Annotated in this window: 20 protein-coding genes and 4 pseudogenes; 13 read left to right on the forward strand and 11 right to left on the reverse strand. The window is 70.1% G+C overall.

Going from position 1 to position 24,633, the window contains the following annotated elements; all coding sequences use genetic code 11:
• The first annotated feature begins 1,020 nt into the window (after nt 1–1,020).
• A complete protein-coding gene (locus ACIQGV_RS33740; protein WP_402501690.1) occupies nt 1,021–1,857 on the forward strand; it encodes a class II glutamine amidotransferase in 837 nt (278 codons plus the stop codon).
• Between the two features lie 576 nt (nt 1,858–2,433).
• Here ACIQGV_RS33740 and ACIQGV_RS33745 read toward each other — a convergent pair.
• A pseudogene (locus ACIQGV_RS33745) lies at nt 2,434–2,838 on the reverse strand (helix-turn-helix domain-containing protein); the annotation flags it as partial.
• Nucleotides 2,839–2,922: 84 nt separating this feature from the next.
• Between ACIQGV_RS33745 and ACIQGV_RS33750 the strand changes: the two are divergent.
• Together ACIQGV_RS33750 and ppk2 are read left to right on the forward strand one after the other, a co-directional pair.
• A complete protein-coding gene (locus tag ACIQGV_RS33750) occupies nt 2,923–3,165 on the forward strand; it encodes a DUF6411 family protein (protein WP_402501641.1) in 243 nt (80 codons plus the stop codon).
• Between the two features lie 46 nt (nt 3,166–3,211).
• On the forward strand, nt 3,212–4,363 hold the full coding sequence (gene ppk2 / locus ACIQGV_RS33755; protein WP_402501644.1) for a polyphosphate kinase 2: 1,152 nt from the start codon (nt 3,212–3,214) through the stop codon (nt 4,361–4,363).
• A 532-nt stretch (nt 4,364–4,895) separates the two neighbouring features.
• Here the strand turns inward: ppk2 and ACIQGV_RS33760 are convergent.
• Together ACIQGV_RS33760 and ACIQGV_RS33765 are read right to left on the reverse strand one after the other, a co-directional pair.
• The gene (locus ACIQGV_RS33760; RefSeq protein WP_402501646.1) at nt 4,896–5,180 is read right to left on the reverse strand and encodes a hypothetical protein; all 285 of its coding nucleotides are present in this window, start codon (nt 5,178–5,180) and stop codon (nt 4,896–4,898) included.
• Nucleotides 5,181–7,009: 1,829 nt separating this feature from the next.
• Nucleotides 7,010–7,477 carry a VOC family protein gene (locus tag ACIQGV_RS33765; protein ID WP_402501648.1) on the reverse strand — a complete coding sequence of 156 codons (468 nt, stop codon included), beginning with the start codon at nt 7,475–7,477 and terminating at the stop codon, nt 7,010–7,012.
• 216 nt (nt 7,478–7,693) lie between these two features.
• Between ACIQGV_RS33765 and ACIQGV_RS33770 the strand changes: the two genes are divergently transcribed.
• The 3 genes from ACIQGV_RS33770 to ACIQGV_RS33780 all read left to right on the forward strand — a co-directional run bounded on the left by ACIQGV_RS33770 (nt 7,694) and on the right by ACIQGV_RS33780 (nt 10,234).
• Entirely contained in the window at nt 7,694–8,704 is a 1,011-nt protein-coding gene (locus tag ACIQGV_RS33770) for a helix-turn-helix transcriptional regulator (RefSeq protein WP_402501651.1), read from the forward strand.
• Nucleotides 8,705–8,805: 101 nt separating this feature from the next.
• Entirely contained in the window at nt 8,806–9,099 is a 294-nt protein-coding gene (locus tag ACIQGV_RS33775) for a DUF6247 family protein (RefSeq protein ID WP_402501654.1), read from the forward strand.
• Nucleotides 9,100–10,027: 928 nt separating this feature from the next.
• Nucleotides 10,028–10,234 (forward strand): hypothetical protein, encoded by a 207-nt coding sequence (locus ACIQGV_RS33780; protein ID WP_402501656.1) that lies wholly within the window; start codon nt 10,028–10,030, stop codon nt 10,232–10,234.
• An 86-nt stretch (nt 10,235–10,320) separates the two neighbouring features.
• Here the strand turns inward: ACIQGV_RS33780 and ACIQGV_RS33785 are convergent, their stop codons facing one another.
• Entirely contained in the window at nt 10,321–12,198 is a 1,878-nt protein-coding gene (locus ACIQGV_RS33785) for an AMP-dependent synthetase/ligase (RefSeq protein WP_402501658.1), read from the reverse strand.
• A 418-nt stretch (nt 12,199–12,616) separates the two neighbouring features.
• Here ACIQGV_RS33785 and ACIQGV_RS33790 point away from each other — a divergent pair, with 418 nt between their 5' ends.
• From ACIQGV_RS33790 to ACIQGV_RS33805, 4 genes and pseudogenes are all read left to right on the forward strand, one after another.
• On the forward strand, nt 12,617–13,078 hold the full coding sequence (locus ACIQGV_RS33790; RefSeq protein ID WP_402501661.1) for a MerR family transcriptional regulator: 462 nt from the start codon (nt 12,617–12,619) through the stop codon (nt 13,076–13,078).
• Nucleotides 13,079–13,082: 4 nt separating this feature from the next.
• Nucleotides 13,083–13,769 carry a hypothetical protein gene (locus tag ACIQGV_RS33795; RefSeq protein WP_402501663.1) on the forward strand — a complete coding sequence of 229 codons (687 nt, stop codon included), beginning with the start codon at nt 13,083–13,085 and terminating at the stop codon, nt 13,767–13,769.
• Nucleotides 13,770–13,879: 110 nt separating this feature from the next.
• Nucleotides 13,880–14,140: a helix-turn-helix domain-containing protein gene (locus ACIQGV_RS33800; protein WP_402501692.1), complete on the forward strand. Its 261-nt coding sequence runs from the start codon at nt 13,880–13,882 to the stop codon at nt 14,138–14,140.
• Nucleotides 14,141–14,532: 392 nt separating this feature from the next.
• Nucleotides 14,533–14,700 (forward strand): annotated as a pseudogene (locus ACIQGV_RS33805) (IS630 family transposase); the annotation flags it as partial.
• Here ACIQGV_RS33805 and ACIQGV_RS33810 read toward each other — a convergent pair.
• Nucleotides 14,668–15,453: a class I SAM-dependent methyltransferase gene (locus ACIQGV_RS33810; protein ID WP_402501665.1), complete on the reverse strand. Its 786-nt coding sequence runs from the start codon at nt 15,451–15,453 to the stop codon at nt 14,668–14,670. The pseudogene ACIQGV_RS33805 and the gene ACIQGV_RS33810 overlap by 33 nt on opposite strands.
• A 458-nt stretch (nt 15,454–15,911) precedes the next feature.
• On the opposite strand from ACIQGV_RS33810, the pseudogene ACIQGV_RS33815 reads away from it, so the two are divergent.
• A pseudogene (locus tag ACIQGV_RS33815) lies at nt 15,912–16,193 on the forward strand (transposase); the annotation flags it as partial.
• Between the two features lie 175 nt (nt 16,194–16,368).
• Here ACIQGV_RS33815 and ACIQGV_RS33820 read toward each other — a convergent pair.
• The 4 genes from ACIQGV_RS33820 to ACIQGV_RS33835 all read right to left on the reverse strand — a co-directional run bounded on the left by ACIQGV_RS33820 (nt 16,369) and on the right by ACIQGV_RS33835 (nt 21,886).
• Nucleotides 16,369–17,181 carry a hypothetical protein gene (locus tag ACIQGV_RS33820; protein WP_402501667.1) on the reverse strand — a complete coding sequence of 271 codons (813 nt, stop codon included), beginning with the start codon at nt 17,179–17,181 and terminating at the stop codon, nt 16,369–16,371.
• A gap of 534 nt (nt 17,182–17,715) precedes the next feature.
• A complete protein-coding gene (locus tag ACIQGV_RS33825) occupies nt 17,716–18,825 on the reverse strand; it encodes a hypothetical protein (RefSeq protein ID WP_402501670.1) in 1,110 nt (369 codons plus the stop codon).
• 603 nt (nt 18,826–19,428) lie between these two features.
• Nucleotides 19,429–20,811 carry a PA14 domain-containing protein gene (locus ACIQGV_RS33830; RefSeq protein ID WP_402501673.1) on the reverse strand — a complete coding sequence of 461 codons (1,383 nt, stop codon included), beginning with the start codon at nt 20,809–20,811 and terminating at the stop codon, nt 19,429–19,431.
• Between the two features lie 337 nt (nt 20,812–21,148).
• Nucleotides 21,149–21,886 (reverse strand): SDR family oxidoreductase, encoded by a 738-nt coding sequence (locus ACIQGV_RS33835; protein WP_402501676.1) that lies wholly within the window; start codon nt 21,884–21,886, stop codon nt 21,149–21,151.
• Between the two features lie 92 nt (nt 21,887–21,978).
• On the opposite strand from ACIQGV_RS33835, the gene ACIQGV_RS33840 reads away from it, so the two are divergent.
• Nucleotides 21,979–22,842 carry a LysR family transcriptional regulator gene (locus ACIQGV_RS33840; RefSeq protein WP_402501678.1) on the forward strand — a complete coding sequence of 288 codons (864 nt, stop codon included), beginning with the start codon at nt 21,979–21,981 and terminating at the stop codon, nt 22,840–22,842.
• Between the two features lie 40 nt (nt 22,843–22,882).
• Here the strand turns inward: ACIQGV_RS33840 and ACIQGV_RS33845 are convergent.
• A pseudogene (locus ACIQGV_RS33845) lies at nt 22,883–23,411 on the reverse strand (transposase family protein); the annotation flags it as partial.
• A gap of 220 nt (nt 23,412–23,631) precedes the next feature.
• Here ACIQGV_RS33845 and ACIQGV_RS33850 point away from each other — a divergent pair.
• Entirely contained in the window at nt 23,632–24,243 is a 612-nt protein-coding gene (locus ACIQGV_RS33850) for a hypothetical protein (RefSeq protein WP_402501680.1), read from the forward strand.
• A 199-nt stretch (nt 24,244–24,442) separates the two neighbouring features.
• Here the strand turns inward: ACIQGV_RS33850 and ACIQGV_RS33855 are convergent.
• Nucleotides 24,443–24,633 (reverse strand): zinc ribbon domain-containing protein (locus ACIQGV_RS33855; protein WP_402501682.1); only part of this gene is annotated, 191 nt, incomplete at its 5' end.

Consider the following 24,633-nt stretch of genomic DNA (forward strand, 5'->3'; position numbering starts at 1 on the left):
CTGCCCTGTCCCGTCGTCACCACCGGCGAACCAACCTGCGGGCAGCGGCTGTCCCGGCGGTCGATCGGCTCACGGCCAGGCGCGTTCATGCGGCAGAGCCGCCCCATCGCGTGAAGTGACGGCCACCGCAGCTTTGCTTGCCGGATCGGCAGTCGCACGAACGGTAGAAGGGTCGGACAACGCGCGGCGGAGCCTGACCCTCCAGATTGTGGTGACGCAATGACCGATGATCCCTGCTCGTCCCGCCCGCCTGCCGACGCCCTGCTGCACCCTGTCGACGTGGCAGGCGCTCGCATGGCGCCCCCCGGCGGCGATACGTACCGGCACAGGGCGCAGCAGGCGAACACACAGATCTCCGACGCGCTTTCGGCTGCGCGCCGGCTGCGCCGAGACGACCCCGCTTCACCATCGGGGAGACGAGGCCGCGGCGCGCCGGACCGCATGCCGCTTCGAACCTCTCGATGTGGAGCTCGCCGAGGCACGCACGCCATGGGCCCACCGAGACGGCGGCAGGTTCATCAGCGCTGCTTCGCGGCAGCCACCGGCCGCGGAACGGCGGCTGCCCCGACAGCGGTGCCGCGCGGTCACCGGGAGGCGGGCGTGTCGGCTCCCTCGGCTCCTTCGGCTGCAGAGCGCCGACGAGCCCGAGCTCGAGGGCCCGGCCGGGGAACTGGCTGCCCACGACGTCACCGCGGCCGCACTCGTGTCGGCGTCCTGGGCCGTACCCGCGCCCACTGCAGGCCATCCGCCAGGGCGGCAATGCCCGCGGGAGTCCGGGCCACGCCCAGGGTGCCCCGGAGGCCCGTGCCAGCGACACTGGTGATTACCTGCACAACGCTCCCAGTCGGCTGCATCAGGGCCCGCCTGGATCGGTACGGCGCAACACCACACCGGCGCCCGCCAGGGGCGTCGATGTCACCTCTGGCCCATGCTGTACGCCGGTCCCCTCGGTGCCGCACAGCCATACCGGGCCCGCGCCGGCCGAAGGCCGCTGTCGATCCCATGAGCGGAGGGTCCAAGATGTGCCGCTGGATCGCCTACTCGGGTACCCCTGTCCTGCTGAGCCGGGTCCTGTTCGAGCCGGCACACTCTTTGATCGACCAGAGCCTGCACTCCCGCATGGGAGTCGAGACGACCAATGGCGACGGCTTCGGTATCGGCTGGTACGCCCAGGAGGCGGCCGGTACTCCGGCTGTCCTGCGGGACGTGGGACCGGCTTGGAACAACCGCAATCTGCGGGAGGTCGCCCATCACGTTCGCTCGGGTCTGTTCTTCGCTCATATCAGGGCGGCGACCGGGACAGCCGTTCAGCAGTCCAACTGCCACCCTTTCCGCAGCGGCCGCTGGATGTGGATGCACAACGGGATGATCAACGGCTTCCGCCTCCTGCGGCGTGACCTCGCCCTGGCCGTCGATCCGGTGCTGTACCCCGACATCGAGGGTTCCACCGACTCCGAGCTCATGTTCTTCCTCGCCCTCACCTTCGGCCTCACCGAGGATCCGCCCGGTGCAGTGGCGCGCATGGCGGGCCTGATCGAGAGAACGGGGCAGGCGCACGACGTCCGGCACCCGCTCCAGATGACCGTCGCGGTCGCCGACGGCGAGCGCGTATGGGCCTTCCGTCACTCCAGCGAAGGCCGCTCGCGGTCGTTGTACTACAGCACCGAGGTGGAGACCCTGCGCGCACTCCATCCGGACGCCGAGTACCTGCGGGACATCTCCGACACGACACGCCTCGTCGTGTCCGAACCGCTGGGCGACCTCCCCGGCGCCTGGAACGAAGTACCGGAGAACAGTTTCGGCATCATCCAGCCGGGCCAGGACGTGCTCCACGCCTTCCGGCCCGACCTCCGGTGACCTGAGCCGGAGATTCACCGGCGGCAGGTGGCTGCTGTGTCGGGGATCTCGTCGGCGGTCTTGGTCCATGTGAAGGGTCTGGGGGTGCTCGTTCCGGTCGACGAGCCGGTTCCGGATGTCGCGTTCGAGGGCCTGGACGGAGCGGTGGACGCCGCGCTTGAGCTTCTTCCGGGTCAGCCCGGCGAAGCACCGCTCGACCAGGTGGAGCCAGGACGAACGCGTCGGTGTGAAGTGCAGACGGAAACGCGGGTGTGCCGGCAGCCACTTCTTGACGGCGGGTGTCTCGTGAGTGACGTGGTCGTGGCTGCGGCGTTCGGGGACGCCGGGCGTCATCGGCAGGACAGGCTGGGACCGGTCCAGGGCCTGGATCTGTGACTTCTCGTCCACGCACAGCACCAGGGCCTTCTCCGGCGGGCCGGGGCAGAGACCGACCGCATCACGGACCTTGTCGATGAACAACGGGTCCGTGGACAGCTTGAACGTCTCGCAGCGGTGCGGGGCCAGGGCGAAGGCACGCCAGGTCCTGGACACGGCCGACCGGGACATCCCGGTCGCCGCCGCCATCGACCGGGTCCACCAGTGCGTGGCGTTCGCCGGCTTCTCCCCGAGCGTCTTGACGATGACCCGTTCCGCATCGGCATCGGTGATCTTCCTGGGGACACCCGGCCCGGGCTCGTCGGACAGGCCGCCCGGACCGCGGTCGAGGAAGCGCCTTCGCCAGGTGCGGACCGCTCCGGAGCGATCTTCAGCCGACGTGAGACCTCCATGACGGAGTGCCTCTGGGCGCGCTCCGGAACGATCCGGGACCGCAATGCCGGAGCCTGGGCCGTCGACCGGCGACACACCCGTCACCGACAACGACGGGATCTTCGGGCCATGACGATTCATGCCGAACCAAGGCAGATCTCTGCATCGGGTCACTGGCGGCCCATGTGGAGCGGGCCTGCGGGCGGGCGACCTTGCACGACAGGCATGAGTCATGAGTGGTGTGGGCGAAGGAGAGCGGGGCAGCCGGTGGAGCAAAGGCACAGAGGGGTGCCACGCCAAGATGATTGGGAGACTGCGATGGTCATCGGCATTGTCCTTGCTGCCTGTGTGGTTCTGGCCGTGCTGGCCTTCCTGCTGCCGCGTCTGTCGCGGCACCCGCAGAACGGTGCCCAGCGCGGTCTCGGAGCCGGTTCGCGTGCCGGATCGAAGGCGCCCGGCGTCCTCGGCCGCCTGCTGAGCAAACCGTTCAGTTCCAGCTCACGGGCGATGGGCCGCAGCGGCGCCGCCGGACGTCGGGCCCGCGGCCGCATGCCGTTCTGAGCGCAGATCTGAGCACGGATGTCGGAGCACAGATGTCGGAGCACGGATGTCGGAGCACGAGGACATGGGCCCGCCGGACGACGAGGAGCCCGAGATCAAGGCTGCGCTCCTCGACGGCCTCAGCGTGGACCGGCGCCGCCCGGAGAGACCTGTACTGCTGGCCGCGGACGGCACTCCTGTGGAGACCTGGCGGGAGAACCATCCCTACGACAGCAGGATGAGCCGCCGGGAGTACGACAGGACCAAGCGAATTCTGCAGATCGAGCTGCTGAAGATGCAGCGCTGGGTGAAGGAGACCGGCCGGCGGATCGTCGTGCTCTTCGAGGGGCGCGACGCCGCGGGCAAGGGCGGCGCGATCCAGCGGTTCACCGAGCGGCTCAACCCTCGCGGCGCCCGCGTCGTCGCCCTGCAGAAGCCCACCGAGCACGAGCAGGGCCAGTGGTACTTCCAGCGCTACGTCGCCCATCTGCCCTCGCGCGGTGAGATCGTCTTCTTCGACCGCTCCTGGTACAACCGGGCCGGCGTCGAACGCGTGATGGGCTACTGCACCGAGGACGAGTACCGGACGTTCCTCGAGCAGGCCCCGCAGTTCGAGCAGATGCTGGCGAGGGACGGCATCCTGCTGGTGAAGTTCTGGTTCTCGGTCTCGCAGGCCGAGCAGCGGACCCGTTTCGCCATCCGCCAGGTCGACCCCGTACGCCGCTGGAAGCTCTCCCCGACCGACCTCGCCTCCCTCGACCGCTGGGACGACTACACCGCCGCCAAGGTCGACATGTTCCGCGCCACGGACACCGAGCACGCCCCCTGGACGGTGGTGAAGAGCAACGACAAGCGCAGAGGCCGCCTCGAAGCGATGCGCAGCCTGCTCGACCGCTGCGACTACCCGGCCAAGGATCCGGAGGCAGTGGGCAGGCCGGATCCATTGATCGTGGGCGCTGCCGACACCCTCCTGGAAGCCGGCGAGGAACCCACCGATCTCTCTCCCACCCCCCTGGCCGGGCCCGGGCAGGGCCCTGGCACACACCCGGCCCAGGCCGGCGGGACGACTGCCGGAGCCTTCGGGCACGCGCTGTCAGGCAGCGGGGAGCCGCGCCGGTCCCGGGACGGTGCCGAAGACTTCGTTGCGGGGGAAGGCGCTGATGTTCGTATCCCTTCCCTGAGGAGGCCGGGACCGGCCGGCCGCGACAGCTGCGGCTGAGGGACCATCGCTGCGCTCCTGCCCGGCGCGTCTCGCCGAAACGCTGCCGACTCCGGCTGAACGGGCCGAGGGAGCGGAGAGAAGGCTCTGGCCGGCGCCCTGGCCATTGCGCGTCAGGAGGCGTGGGCCGCCGCGCACAACTGGTCCGCGTACCGGACCTCACGCCCTGAGCACAGCGACAAGAGGCCAGGGTGTGCCCGTGTTCACGGGCGGCGGACGTATGGCGCTCCCGGTTACGCCGGCGGGTGAAGCGATACCTCATGCATTTCGCGGGCGTCGGCCCGCCGCCGTCTGCGTGGCTGCCTTGCCCTGGCCGATCCGGAGGGAGCCGGTACTGCCGAGCGGCAGGAACGCGACGATCTCCATGGCCCGGGCCGTCGGCAACGGGATACTGCGCAGTTCCTCTTCGGAAATGGGGATGACCTGCGCTTTCGTGAGTTCGTAGCCCTTGCCGGCCTTGCGGGCGTCCCGGCTCTGCGGCCCGGGGTGAGGCGTGATCGCACGAGAGGCAACTACGGACGTAGTGCAGCTGTCACCTCGGAGCGGGACCGGTGCCTGTGAAGTCGATGGTCCAGCGGCGTCCGTCGAAGCTGACGTTCCGCACGAGGACATCGCCACGACGCCCGTCGGCCAGTTCGATCGCCACGGGTCCGCCGGGGGCCAGCCCGAAGCCCTCCGGCGCCTCGGCCACCCTGAAGGACGAGCGGCCTTCCCACGTCCGCGGGCCGCTGCCGGACGCCTTCTCACGGAGCTGGACGTTCGGGATCAGCACGCCGTCGATCGTGGCTGGCCCGCGGTAGCTGATACGTCCGTTCATGACTCCATCATCCCGCCCGGCTGCGTCGAAGCCGCGGGTCCCGCCGTCACGGGACGAAGACGGCGGGACCCGGACGGGCCTTGGGTCAAGGCCCCTCCAGTCGCGCCGTGGAAAGGGTCGCCCTACGGTCTGAGCCGACAGGACCGGTGACAGTGCTCTTACCCGCGCGACGGTCGTGGGTTCAGCGTGACCGAGGAGCTTTCACCGGGAACCCATGGCGTCTTCGGCAGGCAGGCTCGAAAGCGCGGTGGGTTCGTCGCCTCTCCATACGAGGGCCGAGAACCGTGCAGGTTGCGGCAAGGAACCCAAGTTCCGTCCCCGCACCCGAGCTCAGCTGCGCGCCCGCCGAATCGCAGCAGCACGAACGGGTACTCCCCTCGCCGACCTGCTGGGACGCGCAGAGCTACAGGCATCCGACTGATCCGAGAAGGAGTCAGCGCCAAGCTCGAAGAGCGCCGGCGGACCGGTCGTCGAGGAGCTCCTGGGAGATAGCCACGCAGCGGCTTGCGGTGGTGTGGAACAGGTTGAAGACCGGGGCGAGATGGAGCGGGTCGGCGCCGGCGGCTGGTGCTTCGTGCAGTACCCGGTCGCCGGGGATGCCCCGACGGCGGCCTTCGCCGGACCTGCATCGACGTCCTGTGCGTCTGTCTTCAGCTGCCCTTCACCCCCGACCCCGGTGACGACCCCGCCCACCAGGAGGAACATCACCGCTCCCTTGCCTTCCGTCCGGTCCAGGCTGAGTGAAGGACGACTCCCCGGCTGCCGGCCGGATATCGAGCTGTGCGCGGTGGGCTGGGGGCAGCCGCGTGGCCTCCCGTGGGGAGCCGGGAGGTGCGGCGGGCCCTGCCGAAGAGCGGCGGCACGGCAGGGCCCGGCAATGGGGTCCGGTCCCGGGGGATCGGATCGGTACCCGCCCGCACACCATGCACCAGAAACCAGCCACAGGGATAGATCTTGGCCACAGATTCATCGGGTACCGCACCGACCCGACGCGAGCGCCGGCAGCGCAGAACGTCGACGAGCTTGCCGGGACCGAGGATCAGGGCGCCGCCCGGTGTTCCCACGCGGGTGAGCAGTGCGAGCGGGCACTCGGGTCCTGCACCGGCCGGCTGGGCGTCAAAGGAGATCCGGTCCCAGGGGCCGTCGATCGCCATGCCCGGCCGGAGAAACGCATACGGACGCATCAGCAGCCCAAGGGTGAAGGGGATCTCCCGTCGCCGGGGTGGACGGGGTAGCCCGTGCCGTCGAGGTGGCTGCCACAGGGGAATTCGCGAGAGGGCAGGCTGCGGTGCGGCACGCTCACGGTCAGATGCGGTCGCGGCAGCCAGCTCGTTTCAAGCGGGGGCATGGTGGTCGACTGCCCTTACGCGCACGACGGTCGGCGGCACCCCGACCCGGCAGATGTCGCCCGCTTTCAGTTGCTCGGGCGGTGGATCGGTCCGGAACAGTTCCGCCGCGGCCTCCGCTGCGGGGCGTCTGCCGCTGTCGACGGTGCGCGCGTCGGTGGTCGCCAGTCGCGCACTTGGGTCCGGAGCCTGACGAACGGCTCCCGGGGTTCCTGAGCCTGTAGTTCGCCGAGGTGGGCGACGGCGTCGAGGAGCCCGGTGGCGGAGCGGTCGAGCAGGAGCAGTCGGCGGGCCGGGGTCGCACGGGCGAGAGGCGGTCCGACCGACCCTGTCGTGTCCGCGCGCGCCGTGGGCCCACGGCGGCGCTGGGCCACGGTGGCGCTGGGCCCACGGCGGCGCCCTGCAGTCTCGACCGCGCGCGGGAGACGCGGCGCGGGTGGGGCGGCAGGGCGCGTACCCCCGAGGGCGGGAAGGAACGCCGTGTCAGCCGGCGTCGTACGGGACGGCCACGTCGAGCACCCAGGTGATGCCGAACCGGTCGGTCATCATGCCGAAGCCCGGCGTGTAGGCCGCGGGCCCGTACTCCTCGACGACGGTGGCGCCCTCCGACAGCTTCTTCCACAGCTCGCCGACCTGCTCCGCGGTCTCACCGCGAAGGGACATGAAGAACGGCTCGCGGGTCAGCGTCATGCCGTTCTCGCGGCGGGTGGTGCCGACCGGGCGGGCCTCGGCACCGGCCTGGCCGGGGATGTCGTACGCCATGATGCGGAACCCGTTCTCGGCGGTGACCTGGCCGAAGACGATCCTGTCGGCGTCGGGCAGGTCCTTCGGCATGCCGAAGTCGCCGTAGGTGACGGTGGTGAGCAGGCCGCCGAAGACGGACCGGTAGAACTCCAGGGCCTCACGGGCGTTGCCCCGGAAGTTGAGGTGGGCGGTGGTGGTGACGGTCATGACGACTCCTGCATGAATAAGCATGAATAAGCATGAGTAAGCGCGAACAAGGGCGGCGAACGGGTGCCCGGCCCGGCCGGCGTGCCGGACGAGGGTGAACCGGGGTGGCTTACGCGGCGGCGCTTGCACCCTGCACGCCGTCCCGACCGGTTCGGGAACGAGATTCGCAGCGAAAGGTGCCAGGTTGTGTCACCTACCTCGGGCAGACTCGGCGTCATGCCGAAGACCTCCGCCCGACTGCTGACTCTGCTGTCCCTGCTGCAGACGCGCCGCGACTGGCCCGGCAGCCTGCTGGCCGACCGTCTCGGCATCAGCCTGCGCACGGTACGCCGCGACGTCGACCGTCTCCGCGAGCTGGGCTACTCGATCGACGCGGTGAAGGGACCCGACGGCGGTTACCGGCTCGGCGCCGGCGCCGGACTGCCGCCGCTGCTGTTCGACAACGAGCAGGTCCTGGCGCTCACCGTCGCGCTGCGCATCGCCGCGTCCCGGCCGGACGACACCCTCGCCGAGCCCGCCGCCCGGGCACTGAACACCCTTCGCCAGGTCATGCCCTCCCGGCTGCGTCACCGCATCGACGCCCTGCAGGTCACCGCCGTCGATCCGCCCGCCACCCAGCCCTCCGCCGCGGTCGACGGCGACGTGCTGTCCGCGCTGAGCACCGCCGTCCACGCCCGCGAGGTCCTGCGCTTCGGCTACGCCCCCGATGCGGGAGGCGGCGGCAGCGGTGCAACCGGCGGAAGCCCTCGCCGTGTCGAACCCCATCACGTCGTCAGCTGGGGCGGGCGCTGGTACCTCGTGGCCTACGACCTCGACAGGCAGGACTGGCGCACCTTCCGCGCCGACCGGATCACCCCGCGAACCCCCACGGGCCCCGGGTTCACCCGGCGGAACCTTCCCGGCGGCGACGTCGCCACCCATGTCGTCGGCAGCTTCCGCGGATCCACCGACGACTCAGGGGACTGGCCCTGCCGGGGCACCGTGGTCCTCGACCTGGACGCCGCCGCGGTGGCCCCCTACCTCCGCGAGGGCCTCGTCGAGGAACTCGACGACGGCCGCTGTCGCCTCACCCTCGGATCATGGTCCTGGACCGGCCTCGCCTCGGCCCTCGCCCGGTACGACGCCGACATCGAGGTCGTCGGCCCACCGGAACTCACCGACGCGTTCGCCCGCCTCGGCAGCCGCTTCCTGCGCACCGCGGCCGGCTCCTCCGCCACGACGCCGTGAGCCTGGGCGGCGACCGGGCGTACCGCGCCGCGCACGCTCACCCCCACGGCCTCACGGCTCTGTCGATGCCGGGGAACGGATCACCGTACCTGGAGGTGCCGATGAGCGCGCAGCCCGAGGAAGGCCCCGCACCGCCGGCCCCGGCCGCCGCCCGTCTGCGCGCCCAGCTGCGCGACGACCGCCGCGCCGGCACCTGGGTGCCGGCCTTCGAGCGGGACTGGGCCAAAGCCCTGGAGGACTCCCGCCACACCTGCAGCCTCACGCCCCTGCACGACGTCGTCCGCACCCGGCAGGTACGCCTCGCCGCAGCCCCCGCCGTCGACGCCTACATCGACTCCGGCCGCGACGAGACCGGTTTCGTGGACCTGGCCGACGCCCTCGGCACCCGCCCGTGACCGATCCGCTGTGGGTGGTACGCCTGTCCCCGCAGGCCGCGAAGACACTCACCGAGCTACCCGAGCACGCCAGAGAGACGGTCCGTGACGTCCTGGACATCGTCTGGCTCGGATGACCGAGCACACACGGGTATGCCTCGCTGTGCCCCCGCCGGCCTCAGCCACGCTGCTGGTGGCGTGGAATCAGAGAAAGAACCGCCGACCGGTCGGCGCAGTGGAGCATCTGCCTGATCTATTTCCTGATGTGGCCGGATACCGTTCGTCGACCTCTGATCCTGCTCAATTCACGCTTCTCCTCATTCTGTGCATGCTGAACTCGAGTTCCTTGCGGGCTCGCCGTCCAGGGAGTGGCACGCACCTCACGCTCGCGCGCCTCGGCCGGCCCCATTGGTTGAGGCGCGCACGTCTCTGTCCGAGGAGGAAACGTATGCGTCCAGCCGCGCCCTTGCCGGTGCTTCTCCTTCTTCTGCTCCTGTCGTCGTGCACCGACCGCGACACCGAGGGCAGTGCCCACCCCACCCCCTCCGAGTCCCCGGCAACCCAAATGCCCTCCGTTTCCGCTTCCCCGAAGAGTCCCCAGGACTCTCTCGCCCTTCCTCAGCGGCCCAGCTTCCTCGTTCCTGTCACTCAGGGAAGTCGCAGCGAAGACCTACCAGCTTTCACGTCATCCGAAGACGTCTATGGCATTCACGCTCTGTGCACGGGCAAGGGCAGCGTGAGTATCCACTACGGCCCTCATGACGAGGATCCGAGCAAGGTCGAGTGCGGCACCCCGGTGACTGTCGGCCGCGTCCACACCGATCGCGGAAAGCGGCAGAACCTCTCCATGCAGGTCGACGGGTCCGGCATCCACTGGGCTGTAGCCGTAGTGGCCGGAACACACACCATGTGACCCACGACTCGATCGGCGAGGCACTCCGTTGAGTCTGTGCTCTTCGAGGCTCGCTCCAAGGTGGCTCCGCAAGGCCGTAAGGCCGCAAGGCGCAAGGCCGCAGAGCCGACTGCGCCGGCCACGACGGACCTCGTCCACCGCTTCGGGCACGACGGGCTCCGGGACGAGACCGCGGCCCGCACCCTCCTGGAAGCTTTCCTGCCCCGGCTGTTCCGGCACCACGAGGTCACCGGCCGGCACTGACGCCCGGACCCGGGAACCGATCCGATGTCACGAAGAGCGGGGCCGCTGTCCGGTACGGGGGCTGCGTACCGGACAGCGGAGGAGTGTCAGGCTTCGCGGGCGCCTTCGTACATGGCCTCGACCAGGCCGGCGTATGCGCGTTCGACGACGGGCCGCTTGACCTTCAGGCTCGGGGTGAGCTCGCCGTGCTCGACGTCGAGGTCACGGGGCAGGACGGTGAACTTCTTGATCGTCTGCCAGCGCTGGAGGCCGGAGTTGAGGCGCCCGACGAAGCCGTCGATGAGCGCGTGGACCTCCGGGGAGGTGACGACCTCGGCGTAGGGGCGGCCGGCCAGGCCGTTCGCGGCGGCCCAGGGCATGATCACGCTCTCGTCGAGCGCGATCAGGGCGGTGCAGTAGTTGCGGTCGCTGCCGATGACCAGGATGTTGCTGGCGAAGGGGCAGACGGCCTTGAAGCGGCCTTCGATCTCGGTGGGGGCCACGTACTTGCCGCCCGACGTCTTGAACAGGTCCTTCTTGCGGTCGGTGATCCGGATGTAGCCGTCTTCGTCGATCTCCCCGATGTCCCCCGTACGGAACCAGCCGTCGTTCTCCAGGACTTCGGCGGTCTTGTCGGGGAGGTTGTGGTAGCCGCGCATGATGCCCGGGCCGCGCAGGAGGATCTCGCCGTCCTCGGCGATGCGGACCTCGGTCCCGGGCAGGGGCCGGCCGACGGTGCCCACCCGGCTGTCGTCGGCCGGGTTGACGGTGCAGGCCGCGCTCGTCTCGGTGAGCCCATAGCCCTCCAGCACGGGGACGCCGGCACCGGCGAAGAAGTAGCCGATGTCGGGGGCGAGCGAGGCGCTGCCCGAGGCGCTGCCGCGCAGCCGGCCGCCGAAGGCCGCGCGGATTTTGCCGTAGACCAGTCTGTCGGCGATGGCGTGCTGGACGGTGAGGGACATCGGGACCGTGCGCCGGCCGGTGGCGGCCATCTGCTCCTGGCCGGTCCTGGCGTAGTTGCGGGCCACCTTCGACGCCCACTGGAAGATCTTGTACTTGGCTCCGCCCTCGGCGCGTGCCTTGGCGGCTATGCCGTTGTAGACCTTCTCGAAGACCCGCGGCGCGGACGCCATGATGGTGGGCCGGACGACCGGCAGATTCGTGATGATGCGGTCGATCCGGCCGTCCACGGCCATGACGTGCCCGGACCGGACCTGGCCGGCGATCAGGGCCTTTCCGAAGACGTGGGAGAGCGGCAGCCACAGGAACTGCACGTCGTCGGGGAGCACGAGGCCCGTCGACTCCTGGGCGATGCCCTGGTACGACCAGCAGTCGTGCACGAGCCGCACGCCCTTCGGGCGGCCGGTCGTGCCGGAGGTGTAGATCAGCGTGGCGAGCTGCTCGGGGCCTATGCCCCGGACCGTCGTCTCGACGGCGTCGGGGTGCTTCGCGAGGTACTCGGTGCCGCGCCGCTCCAGCTCGGCGAGGGTCAGCACTTCCAGTCCCTCGACCCCAGCCGCATCGGACGCGGGGTCGAGGAGGACCGCGTGGCCGAGGTCCGGCAGCTCGCTCTTGTGCGCGGCGACCTTGGCCAGCTGCTCGGCGTTCTCCACGAAGATCGCACGACTGCCGGAGTCGGCCAGGATGTACGCCGTCTCCTCGCCGTTGGTGCTGGGGTAGACGGCCGTCGCCGCCGCGCCCGCACACATGACGCCCATGTCGGCGAGGATCCACTCGACCCGCGTCGACGAGGAGATCGCCACCCGCTCCTCGGTCTGCAGGCCCAGGGAGAGCAGACCGGCCGCGACCGCCTTCACCCGCTGTGCCGTCTGCGCCCACGTCAGCGAACGCCATTCCTCGCTGCTGCCGTCGACCGCTGCGGGATACCGGTACGCCTCCCGATCGGGGGTGGCCTCGACCCGTGACAGGAACAGGTGTGCCACGGAATGCGGGCGGCTTTCGAGAAGGGACTGCTCTGAACTCATTTGTCGGCCTCCGGGCACGAGGGCACCCATTACAGATTGGTTGACTGGCAAGTAACTTGGGGGCAGTGCCGAGGCTAGGGCGTAAATCCCAGGCTGTGTAGAGGCGTTGCATCACGAATTCGCTTCCCGGCTTGCGGTGCCGCAGGCACACCAGGACCGGAAAACCAGGTGTGAAGGCACCACCCGAACCCGGTTTCACGTCTCACGATTTTCGTCGGCGTGCTCCACGGAAATCGCCGGCGAGCTCAGGACGAGAGCGCACCGGCGATCCGCGGCGGCCTCGACACCACCGCGATCGCCGGATCCGGCAAAGGACAGGAGACGCCGAAGCGTACGTGGGTCAGGCGGCCGGGAGGTGACACGGATCATGCGTGACGGGCTTGAACCCGGACCTGACACCAGGTTCTAGCCTCTGCCCATGCCCACCACGCAACGGACCGCACCGGCCCTGATGAGCAGCGGCTCCCTGGCCCGATCCGCCGGCCTCACGGTCGACACCCTGCGCCACTACGAGCGCATCGGTCTCCTGGCCCCGCCGGTCAGAACCAGCGGAGACCACCGCCGCTACCCCCCAGAGGCCCTGGAACGCCTCACGTTCATCCGGATAGGGCAACGGCTCGGCCTGCGTCTGGAGGAGATCAAGGCACTCCTCGACGCCTGCGACGACACCACCGACTGCCCGGTGGGCACCACCGAACGCGTCCTACGCCAGCGCATCGCCGAGGTCGACGAACAGATCCGGCAGATGACGGCCCTGCGCGGCCGACTGATGCTCGCCGTCAGCCGGATCGAGACCCACGGCGACGACATCACCACGATCCTCGACGAACCCCCACCACCGCTGCCACAGCCCCCCGCCGCCCCGCGACAAAGGAACTGAAACCATGATCACGCCAGACGCGCACACCCCCACCCGAGCCTACGACCGTGCCGGACTCGTCGGCGCGGCCATGACGCTCGGCTGCGCCATCGCCTTCCAGGTGCTGTCCCTCACCCACCCGGACGTCCACCTGCAGCCCACGGACCTGCCCCTGTCCGCGGCTGACTTCCTGCGGCCCCTCACGCGCGAGCCGCACGCGATGATGCTCTGGATGGCCTTCGACTTCCTCTTCGTCCTCAGCTACATCGCCATGTTCGTCGGTGCCGTCCGTCTCACCCGCGCGCCGGTCCTCGCGGCCGTCAGTCTCGGTGCGATCCTCACCGCTGGAGCGCTCGACGCCGTCGAGAACGCTCTGCTGGTGACCTACGCGGCCCAGTCGAGCATCGGCGCTCCGGTCGACGGCATACCCATGTCGGCGTTGTACGTCATCGCGGGCCTCAAGACCGCAGCCGCGATGACCGCAGCCGGCTTCCTCGCCCTGGCCCTGCCGACGACGACCCGGGTGCACCGTGCCATGGCCGCCGCGGCGGCCGCGTTCGTCCTCGTCAACGCAGCCGGAACGGCGCTCCCCGCACTGGGACCCGTGGAGCCTCTGCCGATCGCGGTCCTCACCGTCCTTCTGCTGGTCACCTTCCGCGCCCGTCTGCGCGCCACACGTTCGGCTGCCGCTCCATCGCCGCTGGCCGTCTAGTGCCGAGTTCCTCTTCAGCTGGGTATATGTGCTGCCGGCGGGGCGATTCAGGTGCTCGGGGGCGGGCGCGGGCGTGTAGAGCGCCGCGTGATCTGGTGCTGCGAGCGCGGATGGTCGAGCTGAGCTGGTCGGGGCAGCGGGTGCCGGCCATCGCGGATGAACTGAGATGCAGCCCGAAGACGGTCCGCTGCCGGCTGCACCGCTTCAACCGTGCGGGTCTGGACGGCTTGGACGATCTGGGGGACAGGGCCACAAGCGTCGGATCACCGAGGCCGAGCCTTCAAGGATCGTTGGCCTGGTCAGGCAGCCGCCCCCGCCCCCGCCCCCGGGCCGGTGACGGTGCAGGCGGACAGCGAGCCGGCTGCGGATGAGGAGGCAGGGCCGCCTGAATGGACCCTGGACACACTGGCCGCCCAGGCCCGGAGACCGGGCATCGACGTCGGCCGCAGCCAGGTCCGGCGGATCCTGCCGGCCGAGAGAGTGCGCCGGCGCCGCACCCGGTCCTGAACCCGCTCGAAGGATGCGGAGTTTGAGGGAACAGGATCCGGGCGGCTTCGGCGACCGCCCCTTCGGCAACTGGCACGGGCCCGACGCCGGTCAGCGCCCGGTGCGGGTCGGCGCCGATGCCTGAAGGCGGAAGGGCGAGTGATACCCCGGCTGATCTGGTGGTTGAGAGCCCGGCCACCGGGCCGGGCTCTCCGTCATAGGGGAAGCGAGTCCCACGGGTGCGGGACCCGTCTCGATCCCCGTCCCAAAGCGCCGGTCAGAGGTCGAAGCCCAGTTCACCGCCCTGCGCCACTTCACGCTCGACGGCAGTGACCACGCCGGCCACAAGAAGCAGGGCGGCATGATCCGCCGCTGCATCATCTGGCGGAACAAGCACGTCCAGGCCCACCGCCTATGCGCGGTCGTCAGCAGGGCGAACGTCGCCCGAGGCGGCAGCACCTCGGCGGAACAAGGCGGTCCACAGGAACGTCACGCCGAACAGTGCTGACTCAGGGGGCTCCTCCCGCATCCGGCGCAGTTCCACCTCAACCAGGTCGGAGAAGATCCAGCGCAGCGATTCGGGAGTGTAGGCGAGGCCACCCTGCAAGTCGCGTTCACGGTAAAGGTCCGCGTCCGTGAGTTCCGACCCCATTCCCCCCTCGTCGGCGGCGAAGCTGGTGAGGGCGAGGTGACCGCCAGGAGCGAGGACCCGGTCGAGGAGCGCCAGGTAGCTGACCCGGCGGTGCGGCGGCAGGTGGTGAAAGCACCCTGAGTCGACGACCAGGTCGTACGGGCCGCTCAACTCGGCAACGGGAAGCGCGAAAGCGTCGCCGCACAGGAAGCGGACGTCGACACCAGCCTCCTGAGCCCGCTCCTCGCCCCAGGCGACGGCCACCGGGGAGAGGTCGACGGCGTCCACCTGGAAGCCGTGCGCAGCGAGGTGGAGCGCGTTGCGGCCGGGGCCGCATCCCATGTCCAGGGCCCGGCCGGGAGCGATCAGGCCCTGGTCGAGGTAGGCGGCCAGGTTCTCGTCCGGCTTCGACACGAAGAACGGGACCGGCCTTGACCGGTCGGCATAGAAGCGGTCCCAGAAGTCCTTGCCGCCGCCCGTCGCCAGGCGGCCGGCCTCGGATCCAGATGCGAAGAACCCGTCCAAGAGCGCGAGAACGTCCTCGACAGTGCGTACGGTCCGGTCCATCCGCCCCCCTTTCGACCGACGTCGATCATAGGAGCGAGGAAGGTGAAAGGCCAGGTCAGACCGTGCATGGCGATGGCCGGCGCGGGCTGCTGCGAGCCCCGGAAGCCACCGCTGGACAACCCGCTCCGGACCCCGGCCCTGAGTCCGCCCAGCCTGTCGTCGGAGGCCGGAACGGGACCGTCCTCGGCTACTGCAGGCAGATTCTTTCGACGAGTTCTCCAGCGTGCTACAGAACGAACGTCGTCTGATGCGGCACCAGTCTTCCGAATCGGGAATTCTGTTCAGATGTGCAATTTTGTCTGGTGGCGCGTACTGGGCGGCCGAAGGCCGAGTTGATCCTGTCGGATGCGGAGCGGACTGCGCTGGAGGGATGGGTGCGGCGCCGTTCCACGCCGCAGGCATGGGCGCTGCGCTGCCGGATCATCCTGGCCTGCGCGAGCGGCGCGTCGAGCAAGGACGTGGCCGTGCACCTGGTGCTGGACCACTGCGCCACCCACAAGACTCCGGCGATCAAGACCTGGCTGGTGGCCCGTCCCGGCTTCCACCTGCACTTCACGCCCACCGGATCGTCGTGGCTGGACCTGGTCGAGCGGTGGTTCGCCGAGCTGACGGACAAGCAGATACGGCGAGGAGTCCACAAGAGCGTCCAGGCGCTGGAGAAGGACATTCGTACCTGGACCGCGGCGTGGAACACCGATCCCAAGCCCTATGCGTGGACCAGGACCGCGGACGAGATTCTCGAACGCCTCGCCGGCTGTCTGAACAGAATTCCTGACTCGGAGGACCAGCGACCGCGTGAGGTCAGCGGGGCGGACGGATCGGTTCCGTGGGTGAGGCACGCGGTGCTGTCCGACTGGCGAGGAGTCTGAGGCGGTCCTCCGAGGGGGGTGCCCGGCTCCATGACGAGCCAGGGACCTACCGGCGGCCGTCCTCTGGCAGCAACGGAGCGAGTGCGGAGGTGTCGAGGACCTGCTCGGGCGGCGGCGGGGTGGTGTCGACGGGCTCGCCGTGGTCGGTGAAGGTGAGGTCCATCGCCTCGTCGCCGCCCGTGACGGTGATTCTCAACGGGTAGGGCCTGCCTTCCTTGGCGATGTAGACGGTCGTCGTGTCGGTCGACGTCCTCTCGGCCAGCACGGCGACCGGACGGCCGTCCACCGTGGTGTCGGCCTGCCGGGTGAGCGTCCCGCCGGAGGCCCCGTCCAGGGCCTGGAGCCGGGTGTGGAAGACGTCGCACAGGCCGCCCCACATCTTCGCCATGGACCTGGGCGGCTTGATCCAGTGCCCTTCGAACCGGGCGACCAGTTCCTCGGCCTCTTCGGCGGTCGTTCCGCGGCTGAAGGTGGTACGCCAGAAGTCCTCCGCGGCCTCGATGTGGACGAGTTCGCCCTTCCTGATGATGTGCACGGGGCCGGTGGAACCGCCGTCGAACGTGCCGTTGCAGGAGCCGTCGACGTCCGTGGCCATGTCGACCCGCACCTGCCGCCCGTCGCCGCTGAGCTGCCCGGTCCAGCGCATGCTCGAGGCGTCCTTCATCGCCTTCCTGGCCTCTTCGTCGATCTGCGCGGCCGTCATGGCGTCGAAGGGCAGCGACGGTTCCGCCGTTCCCCCGCCGGTCGGCGAGGCGCCCTTCTCGTCGGCCGCCGTTCCGTCCGGGCCGCAGCCGGTGACGACGGTGACGACGACGGCGCACAGCGCTGTGGCGGCCAGGCCGCCCATGTGGTGCTTCACGTAAGGGTTCCCCTCCCCTGTCGGACCCGCCCGACTGTATGCGGTCGGGGAGCGGGGATGTGCGGGCGGGCCCGGTCCGTGCGCGGCCGCCGCCCGACGCCGTCTCGTACACATCGGTGGGCTTCTTTCTCTCCTCGCAGGGCGCGGGTGTACGTCTCATCGCCGGCCGGCGGGGACGAACCGTTGTCACGGTCGACCGCTTCGTGCCGATGGGCGGCGACGGGGGACCGATCCCCAGGAGTGGGACTGCGGCGCGTGGCACGAGCCCACGACGGGTGTCGAACCGGCCATGAACGGCTGCGGCACCCGCAGGGGGCGTCGAGCCCTGCCTGGCGCCCCCGCGCGGTTTCTTCTCCCCGCATCGACGAGCCCGGCCGGTCGACGTGGGCCACGGTCGCGGGCACTCCCTCCGGGCTGGGATCGTCTCCGCCCCGATGGAGTCCTTTCGGTCCCGTGGTGCGGTGAGGAGCACGGCTTGTGAGCCGCCGGGGTGCAGGGCGTCGCTTCGGGCGGGTTGCTCGGGCTGTCGGTGGCTCAGCCGTCGAAGTCGGTCCAGGGGATGCCGAGTTGCCCCAGCGGCCGGAGAGCGCTGCGGTGTACCGCGCCGACCCACGCCGTGGTGTTCCCGTGCCACTGGTCCGTCGTCTCAGCGATCACGCCGGGTGCGACGTAGAAGCGTGTGGAGTCGTTCGGCCAGCGCCAGGGTTCCCACGGCACCGGAGTCAGTGCGGCTGTCAGCGTGGCGACATGCTCGGCGGCCAGATCGGCGCGCAGAGCGTTGTAGGGGGCGTTCATCATGGTCTCGTACAGGGCGAACTGGAGCAGGAAGCCGCTCAGCGGCTGATGTTCCCGGCGCAGCTCGTACCCGTCCTGGTCGATCCATACGTCAGGGTCGGGGCGCGATGGATCGAACAGCCAGGTGAATCCGCCTTGGTTCTCGTCTCCGAAGGCGATCAGGCCGTCGTGCTTCTCCCGCCACGCGTGCGGGGGCCGCAGGCGGTTCTGAACGCCGGTCAGGGAGGGCCGGTGCCGGGCCAGGCGGTGGAACACGGCAAGCGGCCGGGGGACTTCCCATGGGGCTGCCGCGAACGTGCCGAGGTCCTGGTGGGTCTCGGGGATCCAGCCTTCGACGAACTGCGTCAGCGCTTCGAGCGGCCTGGTGGTCATGTGCGTGAGCCAGTCCAGATTCGGCAAGGTTTCGGGTTCGGCAGGCGGCCTGACCCGGTTCAGGAGTTCCGGAGTCAGTTCCGGCTCTATCGTCAGGGCCGCGTGGTCCAGGCATCCGTCCGTGTATCCGGCCTGCCCCGGCTTGCCGATTCCCAGGTATACGCAGCCCTCGGGCAGCCTGGTCAGCAGGTGGACCGGTCGCGTGTCCGGGCGCTGGTTCCAGCTCCATTCGGGAGAGTCCGGGGGATGTCCGAACAGGCGGACGCCGACGTCGTCAGCGAGTGGTCCGTGAAGATGGAACCGGCGGCTGTTCCATACGCCGCTCACGTCGGGCCCGTCCTGCGGGTCCGCGATGATCACGACCGCGGAGTCGCCGAGCAGGACGCAGGCGCCCTCGGTCTCGCAGCCGACGACGTTGTCGCCGGCCAGGCGTGTCGCAGCGCCCTCCGTGAGGAGATCATTCGGGTTCACGGGCATGCGAGGGACCCTATCGCCGCCGGGGACTCCTCGGCTGACCGGGCAACATCAAAAGAGCCGGGCCCGATGTGTGCGGTGCCGCGGTGCACCCCAGCACGCTCCGCCGGTTGCAACGCCTCGGCGGTTCGGCAGGTGTGGCGATCTTCGGGAGGTCATGGCGGGCCGAGGACGGCAGTCCCGCCGACGTGAGGTGAAACCACGGGGCAAGGGGGGTGGTTCAGCAGAGTCCGCAGTCGCAGTCCTCCGGGTGCTCCTCTGCGTCACTCGGACCCTCGTCGGCCACCGGTTCGTCATCCGCCAGTGCTTCTCCTGCCGTCCGCGCGGGGCGATCCGACCGCCCCGGCCCCCAACCGCGAAGGAGGGGAGCGCCATCGTGGCACTCTGCTGGTTCCGCCGTGCTGACGGGAGGCCGACGCACGGATCCGTGCCGCGCGCAGCGGTGCCGCCCGCGTGAGCCTGCTCGGGCGGGGTGGCAGCGGTGGTCGCTGATCTCCACGTGCGGCTCGAAGCCGGTGGGCTCCCTCCCCGGCATGCGGGCAGGGAGCCGCGGGCGTTCTCGGCCTCGCCCGCGGGCCGGCGAAGCGTGCTGCCCGGGCGGTGGTGTCAGGCCCTGGGCACGGTGATGCTGCGGGTCTCGGAGTACGGCGAGTGCTCGTTGTCGCCGAAGTCCGCGCGTGCCCGGTACTCGTAGGTGCGGCCGTCGGAGGGCAGCCGTTCGCACATGACGGCCGTGGTGATCTCGGAGTCCTGGCGGGGGGAGATGTTCATGTCCCACTTCCAGGTGCTCGTGCCGAGCTCGCGGCGCTCGATGTCGAAGGAGATGTAGTCGTGCAGCACACGGGGCATGCCGTCGGTGACGGTCACCTGCACACCGCTCGGGCAGTGGTCCAGTGACAGGGAGACCGGCTGGACCGGGATGTAGCCGTCGGGGAGGGGCAGCGCCACCTCGTTGTCGGCGTCGGGGTCGAGCCCGGCCGGGCTGAGGGTGGTGGTGCCCGCGGTGTTGGTGGCCAGCACGCGGTAGTGACGGACCTGCCCGTCGGCGGGCACGGGGTCCGTCAGCCAGACGTCCTCCGTGGTCGTGCCCAGCGGGACCCAGGCGTGGCCGCCGTCCACCTTCTCGTGGGCCAGGACCGTGTAGTGGTCCAGGTGCGGTTCATAGCTCTTGGCCCACCTGAGCTTGACCTTGCCGGTCGTCTGGTCGTAGCTGCCTCTCACCCGCTCCACTGCCGGCAACGGGGAGATGCGTTTGTCCATGCCGCCCGACATGTTGCCCGCCCTGTCCACGGCACGGACCTCGTAGACGAAGGGGGTCCGGTCGTCGGGGTTCGGGTTCGTCTGCGTGACACGGTCGACGGAGCTGGAGCCGACCTTGGTCCAGGTGTAGACGCCGACGGGCCTGCGGTACAGGGCGTACTCCGCCAGGTCCATCTCGGTGTTGGACATCCCCGAGGCAGTGGTCTTGCGGGTCCTGGGATCGTAGGACCAGTCGGCATAGGGTATTTGCGGCCGGGTCTTGTCGATCTTCGGTGAGGTCCGGGGAACGTAGGCGAACTTGGCCTTGGCCGCGCCACTCCAGTTCGCATAGTCCACGCGGATGGTGCTGTGGCCCCCGATGGTGAGGTTCACGACCCCGGGGCGGGCGGTGTCCCCGGTGTTCTTCCACAGGTCGATCTTGCGGACGCCGTCCACGTAGACCCGGACCCCGTCGGTGGCGGAGACGGCGAGGGTGAAGGGGCCGCCGGAGCCGAAGTCGCGGGTCATCTCCCAGCGGACACCGAAGTCGTCCGACGGCATGCCGGCGACCGGGCTGCCCGGCCAGCTCTGGTCGATGACGCCGTCGCAGTCGGTCCTCACCGGCGTGCCGGAGAACGAGGTGTTCTTGTAGAACGTCCGCTTGAACGTGTTCCGCGGACAGCTGTCGTCGGCAGCCGCAGCGTGCGGCGCAGTGGCAAGCTGGCTGCCCAGCAGGAGTGTTGCGGCCATGGCCCCGCCACCGGCCCGGGCAGCGATTCTCTTCCGTTGCATGAGTACCTTTCACGCTGTGCGAACGGGACGTACAGCGTGAAGACCACTGACACAGGGACAAGGTTGCATGGTGCACCGGGAAACGTGAGGTGACCGCAAGGTGTGAAGGACCGTGCGAGCAGGGGCCGTTGCCGGTCCCTGGGGGCGATGAGGCCGCGGCTCTGGTGTCACACCGTGAACCGCGTCGCACTGTGCGGTGCGGGAACCAACGGGCCTCTTCACCGTCCCGAGCACGTCTCCCGCCTCTACCCCCACCCCCTTGCGGGATGCAGCGGAACGCGAGGGCAGTTCGTGGTCACCAGGGGACGATGCCGTCGTCCTCGAAGAACGAACCGCTCGGGCCGCCGTCGGGCAGGGTGGCGAGCCGGATCGCTGTGGCCGCGCCCTGTTCGGGGGTGCGGGATCCGTGGAAGCCCGTGAAGTCGGTGGCGACCAGGCCCGGGCAGGCGGCGTTGATCAGGATGTTCGTACCGGTGAACTGCCGGGCGTACTGGACGGTGAGGGCGTTGAGGAACGACTTCGACGGCGCGTAGGCCGCCATGATCGGGCCGATCTCGGTGTCGGGGTCCGCCTGCCGGGCCAGGGAGCCGACGCTGCTGGAGACGTTGACGATGCGTGGCGAGGCCGAGCGCCGCAGCAGCGGCAGCATCGCGTTGGTCACCCGGACGACACCCATGACGTTGGTGTCCACGACCGTGCGGAACACCTCCAGGTCGAGCGCGGTCGGGTCCTGCTCCCACCCCGGGCCCGTCTCGCCCGAGATGCCGGCGTTGTTGACCAGGACGTCCAGGTGTCCCGCCTGCCGTTCGACCAGTTCCGCGGCATCGGTGACGCTGCGGTCGTCGGTCACGTCCAGCGGTACCCCGAACGCGTCCACGCCGAGGGCGCGCAGTTTTCCGACGGCGGTTTCGCGTCGGGTCTCGTCGCGGGCTCCCACGCCCACGCGGTACCCGAGGCCGCCCAGCCCGGCCGCGATCTCGTAGCCGATGCCCTTGTTCGCGCCGGTCACCAGCGCGATCATCGTTTCGCTCATGCCGATGATGGTGGCTCGCGGACGAGTGGCGCGGCCAACACCGATACGGTGTCCTGTCATACCCGCCGGGTATCACCGCGTATGCTGCGGCCATGGACACCCTGGAGACCCGCGAGTTGAGGTACTTCGTGGCGGTCGCCGAAGAACTGCACTTCGGGCGTGCCGCCGAGCGCCTCGGCATGGCCCAGCCGCCGCTGTCGCGGGCGATCCAGCAGCTCGAACGGCGCCTCGGGGTCTGCCTGCTGCAGCGCAACCGCCGTGGTGTCCGCCTGACCGGTGCCGGAGAGGTGCTGCTGCACGAGGGCCGGGCGGCCCTCGACGCGACCGCCGCCGCCGCTCGCCGAACCCGGCGCGCCGGCGGTGCCGACAGCCCCGGCGGCCCCCGCGGTCGACTGGTCCTCGCGGTGAAGGCCGCCGCGTCCCACGAACTGCTGCGCAAGCTCCTCGACGCCTACGCGGCCGAGCCCGACAGCGCCGAGATCGAGGTGCTGCCGTGCGGCATCTGCGAGCAGGAAGAGCTGCTGCGCGACGGACGCGCCGATGTCGCGCTCATGCACACGCCGTGGAACTCCCTCGCCGGGTTCGACAGCGAGGCCCTGACGACCGAGGGACAGGTCGCCGTCCTGCCTGCCGGGCACCCCCTCGCAGCCCGCGCGACCTTGTCCCTGGCCGATGTCAGGGACGTCCCCGATCTGCCGCTCGCCCGCTGGCCCACCCGCGGTACCTACGCACCCGGCCCGGGCCCCGAGATCCACAACCAGACGCAACTGGCCCAGCTGATCGCCCTCGGACGCACCGTGGCGATCGTCCCCGACTCCGCCCGCTCCTGGCTGTGGGCCGAGCACACGGCCGTCCCCCTGACCGACGCGCCGTCCGTCGTGACCCACATCGTCTGGCCCGCGCACAGCCGCTCCCTCGCCCTGGCCGGCCTGGTCCGCACGGCTGCACGGCTGTGACCCGACTCAACGGCTTCCTTGTCCAGATGAGGTCTGTACCGGCGAGGGCTTCGATGATCCCGTGCTGCCGCGCTGCGGTCAGGTCGTGCGTCGATCCGGGCCGGGCCGTGAGGCCCGGAGCAGCCGTCCGACCGGATCGGTGAGGACTTGGATGTTCATGCCGTGACGTGTGTGTTTGCCGGAGCGGTACGGGGTGTCGGCGGCGATGTCCCCCAGCCTTCGGCCGGGAGGTGCCCCCGGTCGGTCGGCAGGAGGGTGCCGCCGAGGATGACGAACGCTCTCTCCTGGATCGTCGTCATCGCCTCGGCCGGGGACGGAGCGAGGGCGGCCAGGACGCCGACGACTTCGCGTATGCAGCGGAACACGGTCGCGATCCCGATGCCGAACCCGGCAGCGAGTTGAGCGTAGGTGTCCTCGCACCGCAGGTGAGCCGGTGCGAGGAGGGCCTGACGCCCGGCTGGCGGGCGCCGCCACCGCGTCCCGGTCTCCGCCTGCCCGGCCGACAGCTGTCCGGCCGGGAACCGAAGGGTTCGGCTCGACAGATCGATCGAGGACGGGTAGACAAGCACGTGAAGCTCCTGGCGGACATGGGTGATCTTGGTCGAGAACCCGGCCACCAGGAGCTTCGCCGTTGCGCAGGTGTGTCCGACTCGCGGTCGGCACCGCCAGGTCGGAAAAGGCTCACTGACGCACACCGCAAGTGCGCCCGGGGCCGGTCGCAGGGCCGGCCCCGGGCCGTGCCACACCGGAGAACGGAGACACGCAGTGAGTTCCGGCGGGATCACATGGATGGCCGACGAGGACATCTCCTGGCTCGGCCACTGCATCAAGCTGGCCCGGGGCCTGAGCGGCGAACAGCTCGCCGCCCGTCTCGCCGCCGGCGGCGGCCCCGTGCCGGTCCGGGCCACCACCGGGCCGCAGGCCGAAGAGCTCGTCGACAGGCTCGACGCCGAGCGCGGCGACACCGACAGCATCGCCGTCCGCTACGGAGACCACGCCGGCCTGGGCTTCGCCGTCGCCTACGGTCACTGGCCCTCCGTCCTCGGGCCCGCGTACCACGACGGGACGTCCCGGGACGGGGTCCACGTCTTCGAGTTCTACTACGAGAAGCAGAATCCGAAGGCCCCACCGCCCGTATTCGCCTACTTCCACGACGACCACTACGTGTGCGGCTTCGACATGTACATGCACACCTGGTCGCGGGAGATCACCGGCCCCGGCGCCGACCTCGTCCGCGCCGACGTCTTCGCGGCCAAAATCCCGGAGGAAAGGAAGCGGGACACGGCGCACCGTGCCTCTCTCGCCGTGCTGGAGCAGCGCTTCGAACTGGCGCTGCCGCGTGACCTGATCCTCGGCGCGTCACTGCCCACTGCGCTCGTCAGAGGACAGCAGCCGCGATGAGCCGCCCCCGTGATCGCAGGCGGCCCCACAGCGCCCCGGCCGGCTCGGGACGCGCCCACGAGCCCATGGTCCAGGTGCTTGAGAAGCCCTCGGCCGGCTCTGTTCATGAGAGACGGCGCCGTAAAGCGTCAGGAAGATGCCTCGGGTCAAGACCCGCGTTCTTGACATCCTCTCCCCCCTGAAGGGGGGAGATTCCCGCCTACCGCGCCGTTGAAGGCTGCGGTGTCGAGTGGGTTCCTGCTTCGCTGCGCGGTGCCGGGACGAGTCCCGGTCTTACCTGCGCTCCACAGGCTGACACCGCCAGTCCGGCGGCCTTGGCGACGTTGACCGCCGCGTTGATGTCCCGGTCCAGGACCGCCCCGCACGCCCCGCACGTCCACACGCGGACGC

Source organism: Streptomyces sp. NPDC093094, assembly GCF_044754345.1.
Lineage (GTDB): Bacteria > Actinomycetota > Actinomycetes > Streptomycetales > Streptomycetaceae > Streptomyces.

What these genes read in the sequence shown, in the direction of transcription:
- ppk2 (WP_402501644.1), top strand. Translation starts at nt 3,212, where the DNA reads ATGTCGGAGCACGAGGACATGGGCCCGCCGGACGACGAGGAGCCCGAG.
- ACIQGV_RS33825 (WP_402501670.1), bottom strand. Translation starts at nt 18,825, where the DNA reads ATGCCCGTGAACCCGAATGATCTCCTCACGGAGGGCGCTGCGACACGC.
- ACIQGV_RS33765 (WP_402501648.1), bottom strand. Translation starts at nt 7,477, where the DNA reads ATGACCGTCACCACCACCGCCCACCTCAACTTCCGGGGCAACGCCCGT.
- ACIQGV_RS33810 (WP_402501665.1), bottom strand. Translation starts at nt 15,453, where the DNA reads ATGGACCGGACCGTACGCACTGTCGAGGACGTTCTCGCGCTCTTGGAC.
- ACIQGV_RS33770 (WP_402501651.1), top strand. Translation starts at nt 7,694, where the DNA reads ATGCCGAAGACCTCCGCCCGACTGCTGACTCTGCTGTCCCTGCTGCAG.
- ACIQGV_RS33775 (WP_402501654.1), top strand. Translation starts at nt 8,806, where the DNA reads ATGAGCGCGCAGCCCGAGGAAGGCCCCGCACCGCCGGCCCCGGCCGCC.
- ACIQGV_RS33760 (WP_402501646.1), bottom strand. Translation starts at nt 5,180, where the DNA reads ATGAACGGACGTATCAGCTACCGCGGGCCAGCCACGATCGACGGCGTG.
- ACIQGV_RS33740 (WP_402501690.1), top strand. Translation starts at nt 1,021, where the DNA reads ATGTGCCGCTGGATCGCCTACTCGGGTACCCCTGTCCTGCTGAGCCGG.
- ACIQGV_RS33830 (WP_402501673.1), bottom strand. Translation starts at nt 20,811, where the DNA reads ATGGCCGCAACACTCCTGCTGGGCAGCCAGCTTGCCACTGCGCCGCAC.
- ACIQGV_RS33790 (WP_402501661.1), top strand. Translation starts at nt 12,617, where the DNA reads ATGCCCACCACGCAACGGACCGCACCGGCCCTGATGAGCAGCGGCTCC.
- ACIQGV_RS33840 (WP_402501678.1), top strand. Translation starts at nt 21,979, where the DNA reads ATGGACACCCTGGAGACCCGCGAGTTGAGGTACTTCGTGGCGGTCGCC.
- ACIQGV_RS33785 (WP_402501658.1), bottom strand. Translation starts at nt 12,198, where the DNA reads ATGAGTTCAGAGCAGTCCCTTCTCGAAAGCCGCCCGCATTCCGTGGCA.
- ACIQGV_RS33800 (WP_402501692.1), top strand. Translation starts at nt 13,880, where the DNA reads ATGGTCGAGCTGAGCTGGTCGGGGCAGCGGGTGCCGGCCATCGCGGAT.
- ACIQGV_RS33835 (WP_402501676.1), bottom strand. Translation starts at nt 21,886, where the DNA reads ATGAGCGAAACGATGATCGCGCTGGTGACCGGCGCGAACAAGGGCATC.
- ACIQGV_RS33750 (WP_402501641.1), top strand. Translation starts at nt 2,923, where the DNA reads ATGGTCATCGGCATTGTCCTTGCTGCCTGTGTGGTTCTGGCCGTGCTG.
- ACIQGV_RS33850 (WP_402501680.1), top strand. Translation starts at nt 23,632, where the DNA reads ATGGCCGACGAGGACATCTCCTGGCTCGGCCACTGCATCAAGCTGGCC.
- ACIQGV_RS33795 (WP_402501663.1), top strand. Translation starts at nt 13,083, where the DNA reads ATGATCACGCCAGACGCGCACACCCCCACCCGAGCCTACGACCGTGCC.